At 67.5% G+C, this 14,788-nt stretch carries 15 protein-coding genes and 2 tRNA genes; 8 read left to right on the top strand and 9 right to left on the bottom strand.

The window, feature by feature from the left end; translation table 11 throughout:
- Nucleotides 1-5: 5 nt before the first annotated feature.
- The 3 genes from ABD768_RS21540 to ABD768_RS21530 are packed head-to-tail and all read right to left on the bottom strand — an operon-like array spanning nt 6 to nt 1,779.
- Nucleotides 6-563 (bottom strand): hypothetical protein, encoded by a 558-nt coding sequence (locus ABD768_RS21540; RefSeq protein WP_343967938.1) that lies wholly within the window; start codon nt 561-563, stop codon nt 6-8.
- On the bottom strand, nt 560-1,156 hold the full coding sequence (locus ABD768_RS21535) for a hypothetical protein (protein ID WP_343967937.1): 597 nt from the start codon (nt 1,154-1,156) through the stop codon (nt 560-562). The genes ABD768_RS21540 and ABD768_RS21535 overlap by 4 nt, the downstream gene beginning before the upstream one ends.
- Complete coding sequence (locus ABD768_RS21530; protein WP_343967935.1) at nt 1,153-1,779, bottom strand: hypothetical protein; 627 nt, start codon at nt 1,777-1,779, stop codon at nt 1,153-1,155. Before ABD768_RS21530 ends, ABD768_RS21535 begins: the two co-directional genes overlap by 4 nt.
- Before the next feature lie 281 nt (nt 1,780-2,060).
- Between ABD768_RS21530 and gyrB the strand changes: the two genes are divergently transcribed.
- The 6 genes from gyrB to ABD768_RS21500 all read left to right on the top strand — a co-directional run bounded on the left by gyrB (nt 2,061) and on the right by ABD768_RS21500 (nt 8,364).
- On the top strand, nt 2,061-4,139 hold the full coding sequence (gene gyrB, locus ABD768_RS21525) for a DNA topoisomerase (ATP-hydrolyzing) subunit B (RefSeq protein ID WP_425552082.1): 2,079 nt from the start codon (nt 2,061-2,063) through the stop codon (nt 4,137-4,139).
- Between the two features lie 144 nt (nt 4,140-4,283).
- Nucleotides 4,284-6,872 carry a DNA gyrase subunit A gene (gene gyrA, locus ABD768_RS21520; protein ID WP_425558446.1) on the top strand — a complete coding sequence of 863 codons (2,589 nt, stop codon included), beginning with the start codon at nt 4,284-4,286 and terminating at the stop codon, nt 6,870-6,872.
- Complete coding sequence (locus ABD768_RS21515) at nt 6,872-7,930, top strand: DUF3566 domain-containing protein (RefSeq protein ID WP_343967928.1); 1,059 nt, start codon at nt 6,872-6,874, stop codon at nt 7,928-7,930. Before gyrA ends, ABD768_RS21515 begins: the two co-directional genes overlap by 1 nt.
- A 109-nt stretch (nt 7,931-8,039) precedes the next feature.
- Nucleotides 8,040-8,113 (top strand) — tRNA-Ile (locus tag ABD768_RS21510).
- A gap of 33 nt (nt 8,114-8,146) precedes the next feature.
- A complete protein-coding gene (locus ABD768_RS21505) occupies nt 8,147-8,278 on the top strand; it encodes a DLW-39 family protein (protein ID WP_425552081.1) in 132 nt (43 codons plus the stop codon).
- Between the two features lie 13 nt (nt 8,279-8,291).
- Nucleotides 8,292-8,364 (top strand) — tRNA-Ala (locus tag ABD768_RS21500).
- 68 nt (nt 8,365-8,432) lie between these two features.
- Here the strand turns inward: ABD768_RS21500 and ABD768_RS21495 are convergent.
- The 3 genes from ABD768_RS21495 to ABD768_RS21485 are packed head-to-tail and all read right to left on the bottom strand — an operon-like array spanning nt 8,433 to nt 10,386.
- A complete protein-coding gene (locus ABD768_RS21495) occupies nt 8,433-8,747 on the bottom strand; it encodes a hypothetical protein (protein ID WP_344843265.1) in 315 nt (104 codons plus the stop codon).
- 26 nt (nt 8,748-8,773) lie between these two features.
- On the bottom strand, nt 8,774-9,985 hold the full coding sequence (locus ABD768_RS21490; protein ID WP_344843263.1) for an RNA polymerase sigma factor: 1,212 nt from the start codon (nt 9,983-9,985) through the stop codon (nt 8,774-8,776).
- Nucleotides 9,985-10,386 (bottom strand): YciI family protein, encoded by a 402-nt coding sequence (locus ABD768_RS21485; RefSeq protein ID WP_343967922.1) that lies wholly within the window; start codon nt 10,384-10,386, stop codon nt 9,985-9,987. The genes ABD768_RS21490 and ABD768_RS21485 overlap by 1 nt, the downstream gene beginning before the upstream one ends.
- A gap of 165 nt (nt 10,387-10,551) precedes the next feature.
- Here ABD768_RS21485 and ABD768_RS21480 point away from each other — a divergent pair, with 165 nt between their 5' ends.
- A complete protein-coding gene (locus tag ABD768_RS21480) occupies nt 10,552-10,917 on the top strand; it encodes a nuclear transport factor 2 family protein (RefSeq protein WP_344843259.1) in 366 nt (121 codons plus the stop codon).
- Here the strand turns inward: ABD768_RS21480 and ABD768_RS21475 are convergent.
- Entirely contained in the window at nt 10,914-11,807 is an 894-nt protein-coding gene (locus tag ABD768_RS21475) for an AraC family transcriptional regulator (protein WP_344843254.1), read from the bottom strand. The genes ABD768_RS21480 and ABD768_RS21475 overlap by 4 nt on opposite strands.
- Nucleotides 11,808-11,948: 141 nt before the next feature.
- Between ABD768_RS21475 and ABD768_RS21470 the strand changes: the two genes are divergently transcribed.
- Nucleotides 11,949-13,031: an aldo/keto reductase gene (locus ABD768_RS21470; protein ID WP_344843251.1), complete on the top strand. Its 1,083-nt coding sequence runs from the start codon at nt 11,949-11,951 to the stop codon at nt 13,029-13,031.
- On the opposite strand, the gene ABD768_RS21465 is transcribed toward ABD768_RS21470, so the two are convergent.
- Both ABD768_RS21465 and ABD768_RS21460 read right to left on the bottom strand, forming a co-directional pair.
- Nucleotides 13,025-13,450: a GNAT family N-acetyltransferase gene (locus ABD768_RS21465; RefSeq protein WP_344843249.1), complete on the bottom strand. Its 426-nt coding sequence runs from the start codon at nt 13,448-13,450 to the stop codon at nt 13,025-13,027. The genes ABD768_RS21470 and ABD768_RS21465 overlap by 7 nt on opposite strands.
- Nucleotides 13,451-13,637: 187 nt before the next feature.
- Nucleotides 13,638-14,753 (bottom strand): PIG-L family deacetylase, encoded by a 1,116-nt coding sequence (locus ABD768_RS21460; protein ID WP_344843246.1) that lies wholly within the window; start codon nt 14,751-14,753, stop codon nt 13,638-13,640.
- Nucleotides 14,754-14,788 lie beyond the last annotated feature (35 nt).

The following is a 14,788-nucleotide window of genomic DNA, read 5'->3' as shown; positions in this document are numbered from 1 at the left end:
ACGGATCAGCGGGTCAGCAGGACCCGGCGGAAGTCGGTCCGGGTCTCGACCTGGATTCCACTCAGATGCGGCACGGCCGACCTCGGTACGACGAAGACCTGCGCGAGCTGACCCGCCTTGTTCCGCGCGAATGGGTGGTCGTCGTCGCTGCACCTGGTCGGCAGGGCGAACCCGAAGGCGTCCTGGCTCGGCCACACGTTGCCCCGGTCGTCACGCAGCACGGAGGTACAGGAGAAGCCACTGGCGCCCAGCTTCACACCGTCCAGCGGTGTGATCGCGACCATGGCGACGATGATCACCGAGCCGGCCGGCTGGTCGAGGGAGATCGTCTTCATCTCCTCGTTGACCAGTTGGGTGTACTCCTCCAGCGACTCCAACTTCCATTGCACCCGGTCGATCGTGACCGGTCCCTGCTGGACCACCTCGGTCACCGTGCCGCTCTTGTAGACCTTCTCGGTGTCGCCGAGATAGGTCCGCAGGAGCAGGAGCGCGCTGGTCGCGGCGAGCGCGAGTAGCAGCGAGATCTGCACGGTCAGCCGGACGGCACGTTGCGACGACTTCATGAGGCGACCCGCTTCACGCTCTTGGGAATCAGGTACTCCGGCGCCGCCGCGTCGATCAGCCGCTGAGCGACCTGCTCGTCGGGGATGCCGAGATCGATCTCGACGTCCTGTGCCAGCACGTTGAAGAGCTGGGTCGTCTTCACCTGCAAGGCCAACCCGGTGACATCGGCCGGATTCACCTCGAAGACGACCGCGCCGACCACACCGAAACCAGGGTCGGCGAAGTCGAGCTGGGTGCCGTACGTTCCCGAGATCGGCCGGTAGACAGTGCCCTTGTCCGTGGTCAATTTGAGGTCTCGGCCAGGGGTCGGCGCGGTGCCCTGCACAGTGTCGTACTCGAGCGCGACGAAGATTCCGTTGGACTCGATCGCCTTCTCACCGCTGCTGTCGTCGGGCAGATACGCCCGCGCGAACTTCAGCCGGTCCACGGAGACGGACGATCCGCCGAACGGCACCGCCTGTCCGATACCGCCGTGCTTGACCACCCGGCTGCTGTCGTCGAACACGTGCTCCGGATCGGCCAGCCGGGTCAGACCACCGAGCAGGACGAACAGGATGCCGACGAGCACGGTGGCCGGCCGATACAGCTTCATTCGGTCTCCGTCGTGATCTTCGTCGGTACTCGGACGACGGCCTGTGCTGTCGGCGCTCCCCAGTACTTGGCGGCCGACGCCCCCTGCAACTCGTCGGCCGTCCCGAAGTTCTCGGCCAGAACGCCGATCTCGATCTTGTCGGTGCTGTACCTGGGTGAGACCTCGAACTTCGCGACGCACTTCTCGGCCGGCAGCCCGTAGACCAGGACGTAACCGATGACGTCCTTGCAGCCGATGTTCGTGGGCTTGATCGGATCCTTGCCGGGAAGGACCCAGCGCAACAGGTCCTCCTGCGGGAACGAGACGCTGGTGTGCGTCTCCTCGTCGATGTTCTTGATCTGCAGCTCGACCTCGAGCCGGGCCTTGGCGGGCTCGTACTGCGTCTTCGGTGTCCTGATGATGGTGGCGCCGGTGAACCCCACCTCGAACCGGCCGGCCTTCAAGGTGGTCGGTGCGTCGAGGGTGTCGACGCTGCGGCCCTTGTGTTCCTTCCAGCCGCCGGTGAAGAAGATGACGACGGCCAGGACCAGGACCAGACCGACGGCGATCAGCCATTTCCGGCGGTGCCGGTGGATCACCCGGTCGGCGATCATGGCGTCGATGACGTCGTCGAGACTTTCCACGGCAGCGATCTTAGGGGGCGGTGGGGCCGGTGGTCGCCGGGTCAGCAGGTCTCGGTTCCCAGACAGTCAGGGGCGATCCGGTCAGAAGCCACTGAGCGCCGTGAGCGCTTTCGGAGCCCCCTCCCCGCGTGGGGGGACATGGCGAGGAGTCCGAAAAGACGCCCTGTCCACAGTTTTAGCCGTCCGGTGGCAGGTTCTGCTTCGGTCGACGGGTAAGATGGAGCTGTTGAGAAAGCCACCCCACCGATGAGCACCGGAGGGGCGGCTTCTACTGTGCATCGATGCCCCGCGCACGCGGGGTCCGAGGAGGACAACAGCCGGTGACCGACGAGCCGACCGAGATCGACGAAACAACGTCCGCCGAGAGCACCGGTATCGAAGAAGCACCCCTCACAGCGATCACCCGAAGTGCGGTCGAGCGTGAGTACGACGCGAGCGCGATCCAGGTCCTCGAAGGACTGGACGCCGTGCGTAAGCGCCCGGGTATGTACATCGGTTCCACCGGTGAGCGGGGCCTGCACCACCTAGTCTACGAGGTCGTCGACAACGCCGTGGACGAGGCGCTGGCCGGCTTCTGCGACAAGATCGTGGTCACCCTGCTCCCCGACGGCGGCGTCCGCGTGGTCGACAACGGCCGCGGCATCCCGGTCGACATCGTCGAGTCCGAGGGCAAGCCGGCCGTCACGGTCGTGCTGACCGTGCTGCACGCCGGCGGCAAGTTCGGCGGCGGCGGGTACAAGGTCTCCGGTGGTCTGCACGGCGTCGGTGTCTCGGTCGTCAACGCGCTGTCCAGCCGGCTGCGGGTCGACGTCCGCAAGAACGGCAAGACCTATATGCAGTCCTTCACCATCGGCGTACCGGACGAGGACCTGAAAGAGATCGGCCCCTCGACCGACGACGGCACCACGATCACCTTCTGGCCGAGCCCGGACGTCTTCGAGACGACGGTCTATTCGTACGAGACGCTGGCCACCCGCTTCCGCGAGTACGCCTTCCTGAACAAGGGCCTCGAGCTCGTCATCCGCGACGAGCGTCCGGACCACACCGAGGACGGCAACCCGACCGAGCAGTCCTTCAAGTACGACGACGGCCTGGTCGACTACGTGAAGTACCTGACCGGCATCCGGGAGACCGTGCACCGCGACGTGATCGCGTTCGAGGCGGCCACCGGCGAGGACTCGCTCAGCCTCGAGGTCGCGATGCAGTGGAGCGGCTCGTTCCAGGAGTCCGTGCACACCTTCGCGAACGCGATCAACACGCACGAGGGCGGCACCCACGAAGAGGGCTTCCGGGCCGCGCTCACCTCGCTGGTCAACTCGTTCGGCGAGGACCAGGGCATGATCAAGAAGAAGGAGGACAGGCTCACCGGCGACGACATCCGGGAGGGCCTGACCGCGATCATCTCGGTCAAGCTGGCCGAGCCGCAGTTCGAGGGCCAGACCAAGACCAAGCTCGGCAACACCGAGGTCAAGGGTTTCGTCCAGCGGGTCGTGAACGACCGGCTGGGCGCGTGGTTCGAGCAGAACCCGCAAGAAGGCAAGGAGATCATCCGCAAGGCCACCGCGGCCGCGAGTGCCCGGATCGCCGCCCGCAAGGCGCGCGACCTGGCCCGCAACCGCAAGGGCCTGCTGGGTGGCGGCGGGCTGCCGGGCAAGTTGTCCGACTGCCAGTCGACCAACCCGGAGGAGTGCGAGGTCTACATCGTCGAGGGTGACTCGGCCGGTGGCTCCGCGAAGGGCGGCCGCGATCCGAAGTACCAGGCGATCCTGCCGATCCGGGGCAAGATCCTGAACGTCGAGAAGGCGCGGATCGACCGGGTGCTGCAGAACAACGAGGTGCTCGCGATCATCTCGGCGCTCGGCACCGGGATCCACGAGGACTTCGACGAGGAGAAGCTCCGGTACCACAAGATCGTGATCATGGCCGACGCCGACGTCGACGGCCAGCACATCCGGACGCTGCTGCTCACCTTGCTGTTCCGGTTCATGCGGCCGCTGATCGAGCGCGGTCACGTGTACGCCGCGCAGCCGCCGCTCTACAAGATCCGCTGGAGCGGCCAGCCGCACGAGCTGGCCTACACCGAGCGGGAGAAGGACGGCCTGCTGGAGGCCGGTATCGAGGCCGGCAAAAAGCTGCCGAAGGACAACGCGATCCAGCGCTACAAGGGTCTGGGCGAGATGAACGCGCAGGAGCTGTGGGAGACCACGATGGACCCGGCCAACCGGGTGCTGCTGCAGATCACCCTGGACGACGCCGCCCGCGCCGACGAGACCTTCGCGACGCTGATGGGCGACGACATCGAGGCCCGCCGCAACTTCATCCAGCGCAACGCCAAGGACGTCCGGTTCCTTGACATCTGAGGGCTGCCCGGGCCGTGCCCGGGCACCTCTCGCGCAGCGCCGACCTCACCGACGTACTGACACGAACGGGACGAGCACCAGATGACCGAGACCCCCATTTCTCCGGGACACGACCGGATCGAGCCCCTCGATCTGCAGACGGAGATGCAGCAGTCGTACCTGGACTACGCGATGGCCGTCATCGTCGGCCGGGCGCTGCCCGAGGTCCGCGACGGCCTCAAGCCGGTGCACCGCCGGATCCTCTACGCGATGTACGACGGCGGCTACCGCCCCGACCGCGGCTTCTCCAAGTGCTCCCGCGTCGTCGGTGACGTGATGGGTCAGTACCACCCGCACGGCGACTCGGCGATCTACGACACCCTGGTCCGGCTGGCGCAGCCGTGGGTGATGCGGGCGCCGATGATCCAGGGCCAGGGCAACTTCGGTTCACCGGGTAACGACCCGGCCGCCGCGATGCGGTACACGGAGTGCCGGCTGGCCCCGCTGGCGATGGAGATGGTGCGCGACATCGACCAGGAGACGGTCGACTTCCGCCCCAACTACGACGGCCGCTCGCAGGAGCCGGTGATCCTGCCCAGCCGCTTCCCGAACCTGCTGGTGAACGGCTCGGCCGGTATCGCCGTCGGTATGGCGACGATGATCCCGCCGCACAACCTGCGCGAGGTCGCCGCCGCGGCCCAGTGGTGCCTGGAGCACCCGGAGGCCACCCAGGAAGAGGTCCTGGCGGCGTGCATGGAGAACATCAAGGGCCCGGACTTCCCGAACGGCGCCCTGATCGTCGGCTACAAGGGCATCGACGACGCCTACCGCACCGGCCGTGGCTCGGTCACGATGCGCGCGGTCGTGGACGTCGAGGAGGACGCCAAGGGCCGGACCAGCCTGGTGGTCAGCCAGCTGCCGTACATGGTCAACCCGGACAACCTGGCGCAGAAGATCGCCGAGCTGGTCAACACCGGCAAGATGACCGGCATCGCCGACATCCGCGACGACACCTCGTCGCGGACCGGCCAGCGCCTGGTGATCGTGCTGAAGCGTGACGCCCAGCCGCGGGTCGTACTGAACAACCTCTACAAGCACACGCAGCTGCAGGACACCTTCGGCTGCAACATGCTCGCGCTGGTCGACGGCGTGCCGCGCACGCTCAGCCTGGACCTGTTCATCACGCACTGGATCGACCACCAGATCGAGGTCATCCAGCGCAGGACCCGGTACCGCCTGCGCGAGGCCGAGAAGCAGGCGCATATCTACCGCGGACTGGTGAAGGCGCTCGACGCGCTGGACGAGGTCATCGCGCTGATCCGCCGCAGCCCGGACGTCGACGACGCCCGCACCGGCTTGATGTCGCTGCTGGAGATCGACGAGATCCAGGCCCAGGCGATCCTGGACATGCAGCTGCGCCGGCTGGCCGCCCTGGAGCGGCAGAAGATCGTCGACCGGCTGAACGAGCTCGAGGTCGTCATCGCCGACCTCGAGGACATCCTGGCCGACCCGGTCCGGCAGCGGCACATCGTCCGCGACGAGCTGGCCGAGATCGTCGAGCGGTACGGCGACGAGCGGCGGACCGAGATCATCGCGGCCGACGGCGACCTGTCCGTGCAGGACCTGGTACCGGACGAGGAGGTCGTCGTCACGATCACCCGTGGCGGGTACGCGAAGCGCACCAAGACCGATCTGTACCGCACCCAGAACCGCGGCGGTAAGGGCGTCCGGGGCGCGACGATGCGGGCCGAGGACGAGATCGGCCACTTCTTCGCCACCACCAACCACCACTGGATGCTGTTCTTCACCACCAAGGGCCGGGTCTACCGGGCCAAGGTGTGGCAGCTGCCCGAGTCCGCGCGCGACGCCAAGGGCTCGCACGTGGCCGGCCTGCTGTCGTTCCAGCCGGACGAGGAGATCGCCCAGGTCCTGACGCTGCGCGACTACGAGCAAGAGCCGTACCTGCTGCTCGCCACCAAGCGCGGCCTGGTCAAGAAGACGGCGCTGACCGACTACGACTCGGCCCGGCAGAGCGGCATCATCGCGGTCAACTTCCGCGACGAGGACGACGAGCTGATCGGCGCCGAGCTGGCGTCGGCCGAGGACGACCTGATGCTGGTCTCCAAGAAGGGCCAGTCGATCCGCTTCACCGCGAACGACGAGCAGCTGCGGCCGATGGGCCGGGCCACCTCGGGTGTGACCGGGATGAAGTTCCGCGACGGCGACGAGTTGCTGTCGATGGCGGTCATCCGGGCCGGCTCGGAGGAGGACACCCAGTTCGTCTTCACGGTGACCGATGCGGGTTACGCCAAGCGTTCGCGGGTATCGGAGTACCGACAGCAGGGTCGCGGCGGTCTGGGCATCAAGGCGGTGAAGTTGAACGACGAGCGTGGTTCGCTGGTGGGTGCGCTGATCGTCGTCGACAGCGACCAGGTGCTGGCGATCAAGAACAGCGGCCAGGTCGTGCGCAGCCGGGTCGACAGTGTTCCGGTCAAGGGCCGCGACACGATGGGCGTGAAGTTCGCCGGCGTCGGCGAGTCCGACGCGGTGGTCGCGATCGCGCGTAACACCGACCTCACGGTCAGTGACGACGAGGCAGCGGACATCGAAGGCAGCGAAGAAGTTGCCCAGGATGTGGACGGTTCGACAACCGAAACCCCCTCCGAGAGCGTCAGCACTGATGACCAGCATTCGACGGACGTCGACGGCGCGGCTACGGTCGAAGACGACGAAGCCGGCCAGGAGGGTACCTGATGACCAACCGCGCGAGGCCGACCTGGCCTGATGGAGCGGACAGCCCCAATCCCCAGCGACCGCAGAACGGCGCCGGGAAGGGACAGTCCACCCCACCTGCCACTCCGGCCTCCAACGGTCGTAGCAGTTCGAACGGCAACGGCCAGACCAGATCCGGTACTGCGAACGGCCAGCGGCCCGGCGATGCGCGTCAGCCGCGTCCGGGTGGGCCGGCGGCGACCCCCTCGAGCGCAGGCTCGACCGGTACGCCGTCACGGCCGCCGCAGCAGCCACCGGTGAGGCCGGCCGCAACGCCGGCGAGCGCGGGGACTGCTGGGAGTGCGCGGCCGGGTGCCGTGTCGGGTCGGCCGGCGGCTACGCCGTTCCCGGCCAACCCGAGTACGCCTGGACGGCCGGAGCCGCGGCTGCCGAGCGGTGGCAAGGTGGGTGATGGGGGCGTATCGGCGTACGGGCAGACCGGGAAGCTGGCGACGCCCACGCATACTCCGACGGAGAGCTTCAGCGACAAGCTGAACGCGGCCAAGCAGGCAGTGCTCGGCCGGGCCAGCGCGCTGAAGGACTCCGCGACCTCGGTGACCTCTGGGGCGCTGGGGACGCAGACCGCGGAGCCGAAGGCGAAGATCGAGCAGCGCGAGGACTTCACGCCGGCCGTCGAGGCCGCGCCGAAGCCCTCGGGCCGGCCGCAGACCCGGAAGGCGCGGCTGCGGCTGACCCGGCTCGACCCGTGGTCGGTGATGAAGACCGCGTTCCTGCTCTCGATCGCGTTCGGCATCGTCACCTGGGTGGCCGTCTTCATCATCTGGTCGGCGATCGGCGCGGCCGGTGTGTTCGACAACATCAACAACACGGTCCGCGAGGTCCTGGGCAACCAGGAAGGCGCCGACCCGTTCCAGATCGAGGACTACATCAACACCGGCAAGGTGATGGGTTTCACCACCCTGCTGGCCTGCGCCGATGTGCTGATCATCACGGCGCTGGCGACCCTCGGATCGTTCCTCTACAACATCGCGGCCACCCTGTTGGGCGGCCTCGAGGTGACGCTCGCGTCGGAGGACTGAGACCTGACTTCTGGATTCGGCCGGGTGCTGATCGCGCTCGGCCGAATCCAATTTGGGAGCCAGGCATCCGGTGCGGTAATCTCTCCCAGGTTCGTAACCCGCAGTTCGCGGGCCTATAGCTCAGTTGGTTAGAGCGCTGCCCTGATAAGGCAGAGGTCACAGGTTCAAATCCTGTTAGGCCCACCCTGATCGACATCGATCCAAGGAGAATCCCCGGTGCTGAAGAAGATTCTGGTGGTACTACTGGCCAGCGTCGGTGGATACTTCGTCTACAAGAAGACCCAGCAGGCCCGCGCCGAGCAGGACCTCTGGGCCGAGGCCGTCGACCCGGTCACCCCGGGCCGCTGATTCTCACCCCCACGGGGGCGTAGCTCAACTGGCAGAGCACTGCCTTTGCAAGGCAGGGGTTAGGGGTTCGAGTCCCCTCGTCTCCACCCCAAGCCGGTTCCTCATCGGAACCGGCTTTCTGCTTTGTACGCCGAAGCCCACGCGCCCGCCGTCATCATCGTCCGCTGCGTATGGCTCGGGTGGCTGAGGGGAGTTCTCGGCCGAGGGCTAGTCGGCGCCATAGGAGTTGGTAGCTACTTGGGCGGCCCTTGCCTTGAGTGGGAGGGGTTTTAGTTCTGAGGGTGAAGGCCAGCAGGTTGATCAGTAGTTGGCCGCCTAGGAGGAGGCAGGTGCTGGTGATGAAGTGCGGGGTGCTGGCGTTGGTTGCTTGGTTGTAGAGGGTGTAGGCGATGCCGACGACCATGGCTGCGAAGGCGACTACGTAGGTTGCGGCGAAGACTCTTCCCTTGCGTCCTGCGGGCCAGTTCATGGCGGGACAGTAGTCCTCTTCGAGGATCAGAGGGCGGCGGCCTTGCGGAGGAGTACTGAGCGTTCTTGGGGGTTGGTGCAGAGGCGGGCGGCTAGTTCTAGTTCGGTGCGGGCTTCGGAGTGGCGGCCTAGGCGGGTCAGTAGTTCGCCTCGGACGGTGGGGAGGAGGTGGGAGCCGGGGAGGCGGTTCGAAGCCGCCAGCGCGTCGACCATCGGGAGGGCTACAGCTGGGCCTGAGGCCATGGCTACGGCTACAGCTCGGTTGAGGTCGACTATCGGGGAGGGGGCGACTCGGCCTAGGGCTTCGTAGAGGACGACTATTCGGTCCCAGTCGGTGGCTTCTACCGAGGGGGCTGAGGCGTGGGTAGCGGCGATGGCGGCTTGCAGGCCGTACGGGCCCAGGCCGCGGGGTGATGCCTTGGCGAGGGCGGCCAGGCCTCGGCGTACCGCGGAGAGGTCCCAGCGTCTGCGGTCCTGGTCCTCGAGGAGGATGGGGGAACCGTCGTCGGCGGTTCGGGCTGGGAAGCGGGCGGCAGTTAGTTCGCAGAGGGCTAGCAGGCCGTGTACTTCCGGCTCGTCAGGTTGTAGGGCGGCCAGGGTGCGGGCCAGGCGGATTGCCTCGTACGCGACGTCGCGGCGAACCAATTGATCGCCGGACGTGGCCGTCGAGCCTTCGGTGAAGATCAGGTAGATGGCGCTGAGGACACCACCCAACCGTTCGCGGCGCTCATCGGCGGGCGGCAACTCGAAGGGCACGCCGGCCGCGGCGATCGTCTTCTTCGCCCTGGTGATCCGGGCTTGCACAGTAGGGACCGAGACGAGGAAGGCGCGGGCGATCTGCTCGGTGGTCAGGCCGCCGACCACCCGGAGGGTCAACGCCACGCGAGCTTCTGGCGAAAGTACCGGATGGCAGCTGATGAACATCAGCGACAGGATGTCGTCGTCGATCCGGTCGGGGTCGATCTCTTCCTCGATCACCGGGGCGGGCACCAGTTGGGCGTAGCGGTCCTTGAGGGCGGCCCGGCGGCGGATCGCGTCGATCGCCCGGCGCCGGGCCGTGGCCATCAACCAGCCGGCCGGACTGGCCGGCGGGTTCAGCGGCCACGACACCAGCGCCTCGGCCACCGCCTCCTGGGCGGCATCCTCGGCCAGCCCGAAATCGCCGGTGAACCGGGTCAGCGCGGCAACGATCCGCGCCGACTCGATCCGCCAGACGGCCCCGACCTCGGCAGGATCCATCAGTTCCGGTCGCTCCCGGCGTCGACGGACTCCTCGAGGCCCGGGGGCAGCTCGTCGTCCCCGGCCACTCGCCGGACCTCGATCTTGCTGCCGGTGGCCGCCGGCACCCGCCTGGCCCACTCGACCGCTTCCTCCTTCGAGGCGACATCGAGCAGGAAATAGCCGCCGAACAGCTCCTTGGTCTCGCCGTACGGCCCGTCCGTGACCACTGGGGTCTCGCCGCTGAAGTCGACCACGACGCTCTCTTCCGGAACGTCGAGCCCTTCGGCCGCGAGCAGTACGCCGGCCTTCTCCAGGTCCTCGATGAACTGGCGAGTCGTCGTCATCAGCTCTTCGATGTCGGCCATCATGGCCGCGTTCGACTCGTCGGTACCCCGCATGATCAGCATGTACTTCGACATCGTCTGCTCCCTGTCCAGCGGGGCCGCCTCTCGGCCCTCGCACCCCCAGGTCGAACGGCCGACCCAGCGATCGACACCGCTCTCCAGAAACTTTCGCCGTGACACCCAACCCGCCCGGAAACCCTAGCGCCGCAGCGGCTCCACCGAACTGGAAAGGTTCGGGACATGAGCGACGAGAACCCGCAGGTGCTGGCCGAGCTGAGCGCGCGGGAGCCGATCTTCCACCGACTCGAGCTGGGCACGACCAGAGCTGACTTCGAGGCGCAGACCGTGGACGACTACTGGGAGATCGGCGCATCGGGACAGCGGTACGACCGGGAATTCATCTGGAGCGTGCTGGAGCGCCGGTACGCCGAGGGCGCGCCGGATGAGTGGGAGACCGACGAGTTCGAGTGCCGTGAGCTTGCGGCGGGCACGTACTTGCTGACGTACCGGCTTCGCCAGGGAGCGCGCGTGACTCGGCGGGCGAGCGTCTGGCGCAGAAGCGAGGGTGGGTGGCAGGCGGTCTATCACCAAGGGACCGTGGTTTAGGGCAGGTGGGGGGTGGTTGTGCGGAGGCGGGCTGCGTCTTGGCCTGGTGGGGTGCCGAAGAGGCGGCGGTATTCGCGGTTGAACTGAGAGGGGCTGTCGTAGCCGACCAGGTGGCCGATGCCGGCGATGTCGCTGGGGTGGGAGGCGAGCAGGGAGCGGGCTTCCTGGAGGCGGATGCGCTTCTGGAACTGGAGCGGGCTCAGCGCGGTGATGGCGCGGAAGTGGCGATGGAAGGCGGCTGGGCTCATGCCGGCCAGGCTGGCCAGGTCGGCGATGCGCATGGGTTCGGCGTAGTTGTCGCGGATCCAGCGGATGGCCCGGCTGATGTGGGTGAGGCTGCTGTCGGCCAGGCCGATCTGGCGGATCACGTCGGCGTACGGGCCGGTCAGTAGACGCCAGAGGATCTCGCGCTCGATCATCGGGGCCAGGACCGGGATGTCGGCCGGGGAGTCGAGTAGGCGGAGCAGGCGGGCTGCTGCATCGAGGAGCTCCGGCGAGGCGGGGCCTGTGGCCATGGCGGGGCCGCTGGACGTAGTACCGGGTCTTGCTGACTCCAGGAGGAGTGGGGCGATGGTGGCGGGGCGTAGTACCAGGCCGAGGCCTAGTGAGGGCTGATCTGGTGAGGCCTCGATGAAGTGGCCGGTGACGGGGAGGTCGGCGGTGACGATGAGGACGTCGCCCGCGCGGTACTCGTAGACCTTGTCGCCCAGCAGGAGTTGCTTGGCGCCCTGAGCCATCACCACCAGGAGCGGTTCGGTGAGCGAGTACTCCGGGTCCGACGACTCCATCCTGGCCAGCAGCAGGCCGTCGATCGGGGTGCGCATGTCCGGCGTCGTATGAACGCTGATGCGATCGCGGATCTCGGCGAGGAGCAGGTCTGGGTCAGCCACGATCCCATCAAAGCATCTGAAAGCCTGATCCGGACGCCGCCGATCGGATTAGGCAATAGCCAGCGAGGAACGGTCTACCGACATCCAGCCGCTGAGCGCTTCGATAGAGAGGTCACCTTCGAAGCAACTAGGAGCATGATCATGCAACTCGACCACTATGTAACCCTCGGCCGTTCGGGCCTCCGCGTCAGCCCGTTCGCCCTCGGCGCGATGACGTTCGGCGAGGATCCGGGCGGCGCTGGCACCACCGTCGAGGAGTCCGAGAAGATCCTCGCGACCTACCTCGACCTCGGCGGCAACTTCATCGACACGGCGAACTTCTACACCAACGGCCACTCGGAGAAGATCCTCGGCGACTACTTCGCCGCCCAGCCGGGTCGCCGCGAGCACGTCGTACTGGCCTCGAAGTTCTTCGGCAACATGTTCCCCGGCGACCCGAACGGCGGCGGCGCCGGCCGGACGTCGATCCGCGCGCAGCTCGACCAGACGCTGCGCCGCCTGCAGACCGACTACCTGGACGTGTACTACCTGCACAACTGGGATCGCCACACCCCGATCGAGGAGACGCTGAGCACGCTCGACGACCTCGTCCGGGCCGGCAAGATCCGCTACATCGGCTTCTCCAACACGCCTGCCTGGTTCACCGCCCAGGCGCAGACGACGGCTCTGCTCAAGAACTGGACGCCGTTGATCGTGCTCCAAGTCGAGTACTCGCTGCTGGCCCGCACGGTCGAGGGCGAGGTCGCGCCGTTCGCGCTCGACCAGGGCATCGCGCTGACGCCGTACAGCCCGCTGAGCCACGGTTTCCTCTCCGGCAAGTACCGCCGCGGTACCGAGGTCACCGACTCAGCCCGTACTGCGTACGTCGGCAGCCCCACCGAAGCCCAGTACGTCGTCATCGACGCCGTCGCCGCGATCGCCGACGAACTCGGAACCACCTCGGCAGCCGTCGCGCTGGCCTGGTTGCGTGCCCGCCAAGGCACCGTCGTACCGATCATCGGAGCGCGCCGCGTCGAGCACCTGGAGAACAACCTCGCCGCCCTCGCAGTGACCTTGACCCCCGAACAGCTGAACACCCTGGACGAGCTCTCCGCCCCGACTCTCAACTACCCCGCGCCGATGCACGGAGCGCCGCGCGCGATGCTCCAGTTCGCCGGCGCCACGGTCGACGGGGTGCAGTCGACGGTCTACCCGCCACTCCTGCAGAGCGACGTCCGCTACTGAGACTCAGCCGAGAAGACCTGGAAGCCACGGCTCTTATAGTTGCCGAGCGCGTGGGCGTGATCGTCGGAGGAGGTCTGCAGCCAGACCCGCTTGGTCGGCCGCCCGAGCTGCCACGCCAGCTCCGTCGCCCGGGTCAGGAACGCGGCCCCGAGCCCTCTCCCCTGGTACGCCGGAACGAGCCCGAACACCACAATGCCGACCTCGCCGTCGACGCTGACCTCCAACTCCAGGAGGCCCGCCGTCTCCCCCTGCACCCGGGCAAGCCAGCTCCGGATCGCGGGGTGGGACAGCTCGGCGCTCCATTCGTCGTCGCTCCACTCCAGCCGCCCGTGCGCCTTCAACGGCTCCCAGATCCGCACATAGGTCGACCGAACAACAGCGGCCTCGTCAGGCCCCACTTCGATCAACTCGACAGACACGTCCGACAACTCCCCCGGAACGAGTTGATCCGGGGACGTCATCTCCAGCCGGGTGATGATTTCGATGCCTCCGAGCGCTGGATCGATGTGGAGTTGAAGTGTGGAGGCGCAACAGGTGTGGGGCAAGAGGTAAGCGGCCCGGCAACGCGACCACCAGCCGGAGTCGGCGCGTTGCCGGGTGCGCGAATCAGCCGTCGGAGAGGTCGACCGAGATGTCGGGCGGAGTGACGATCGAATTGTGAACCGTGCACTTGCGCGCGACGGCCAGGAGCGCGTCGCGCCGAGCGGGCGGAAGGTCCGTGGCCAGCCGGATGGTGAGGCTGATGCGGTCGACCCGGGCGGGCTTGGTCGCGAGCCGGAAGGATGCGTCGACGGCCAGGCCGGTGGTATCGAGCTGGTGCCGGTGCAGATAGCGGCGGGCGTAGAAGGCGACGCACGTGGCCAGCGACGCGACGAAGAGCTCGGTCGGCGTCGGGGCGGTGTCCTCGCCGCCGGCGCCGACTGGTTGGTCGACCGACAGCACGTGGTCCCGGACATGGATCTCGAATCTGTCGCCGGTTCGGTGGTGGACCTTGAGCACGGACGGGGCGTCGTCCGTCGCGACCGCGGTGCCGTGCCGGCGTCGTAGCCAGCGGAGGTGCTCATGGTCGCCGAGCAGGTCGAGGCGACGCCACAGGATGCCTGTCGGCACGGCTTGGGACGCGTAGGCAAGGCTCGCCATGCGCTGCCGGTGCCGGTCGACACGAAGCACCAGATCTATCTCGGCGGGTTCGTGTCCGGTGAAGCCGATACCGAACTCCTCATTGAGGTGCTGGGCCACCGTGCCGGGCACCGTCCATCCGAGGACAGGTAGATCGGCACGCCGCGCGGCGGCCAGCGCGGCGGCGGTGGCGGCCACGTGGTCGGGATGTCCGCTGACGCCGGACGGGTCGAAGACGACCAGGCCATCCGCTGGTGACGCCTCGAGCCGGGCGAGTACGTCGCCTGCCAGCGTCATCATCTCCACCCCGCCCAGCCCGCCGTCGGGATGGTCGAGCAGTACCGCCGAGTCGACCCCGAGAGCTTTGGCCGCGAGCTGCAGTTCGGCAGTCCGCAGTGCACGGAGGTCTCCCGATGCGCCCAGTTTCGGGGCCGTTCCGTGGGTCAGGCACAGGACGGAGACCCGGGCGCCGGCGCGGCCGAAGCCGTCGAGGATCGCGCCCAGTCCGAACGCCTCGTCATCGGGATGGGCGACCACCGCCAGCACGGAGGACCACCCAGGCAACGTGCCGGCCCGGTGAACGGCCGTTTCGACATCAGTCATCGTCTACCTCCACAGTCTCGGCAACTCGCCACCGG

Source organism: Kribbella ginsengisoli (genome assembly GCF_039537185.1).
In the GTDB taxonomy this organism is placed as follows: Bacteria; Actinomycetota; Actinomycetes; order Propionibacteriales; family Kribbellaceae; genus Kribbella; species Kribbella koreensis.
The sequence above is the reverse complement of the archived record's forward strand: the minus strand, read 5'-3'. Positions and strand labels throughout refer to the sequence as shown.

Coding starts and splice junctions, on each gene's coding strand:
- ABD768_RS21540 (WP_343967938.1), bottom strand. CDS start 563: ATGAAGTCGTCGCAACGTGCCGTCCGGCTGACCGTGCAGATCTCGCTG.
- ABD768_RS21535 (WP_343967937.1), bottom strand. CDS start 1,156: ATGAAGCTGTATCGGCCGGCCACCGTGCTCGTCGGCATCCTGTTCGTC.
- gyrB (WP_425552082.1), top strand. CDS start 2,061: ATGCCCCGCGCACGCGGGGTCCGAGGAGGACAACAGCCGGTGACCGAC.
- gyrA (WP_425558446.1), top strand. CDS start 4,284: ATGCAGCAGTCGTACCTGGACTACGCGATGGCCGTCATCGTCGGCCGG.
- ABD768_RS21515 (WP_343967928.1), top strand. CDS start 6,872: ATGACCAACCGCGCGAGGCCGACCTGGCCTGATGGAGCGGACAGCCCC.
- ABD768_RS21495 (WP_344843265.1), bottom strand. CDS start 8,747: ATGAACTGGCCCGCAGGACGCAAGGGAAGAGTCTTCGCCGCAACCTAC.
- ABD768_RS21490 (WP_344843263.1), bottom strand. CDS start 9,985: ATGGATCCTGCCGAGGTCGGGGCCGTCTGGCGGATCGAGTCGGCGCGG.
- ABD768_RS21485 (WP_343967922.1), bottom strand. CDS start 10,386: ATGTCGAAGTACATGCTGATCATGCGGGGTACCGACGAGTCGAACGCG.
- ABD768_RS21480 (WP_344843259.1), top strand. CDS start 10,552: ATGAGCGACGAGAACCCGCAGGTGCTGGCCGAGCTGAGCGCGCGGGAG.
- ABD768_RS21470 (WP_344843251.1), top strand. CDS start 11,949: ATGCAACTCGACCACTATGTAACCCTCGGCCGTTCGGGCCTCCGCGTC.
- ABD768_RS21460 (WP_344843246.1), bottom strand. CDS start 14,753: ATGACTGATGTCGAAACGGCCGTTCACCGGGCCGGCACGTTGCCTGGG.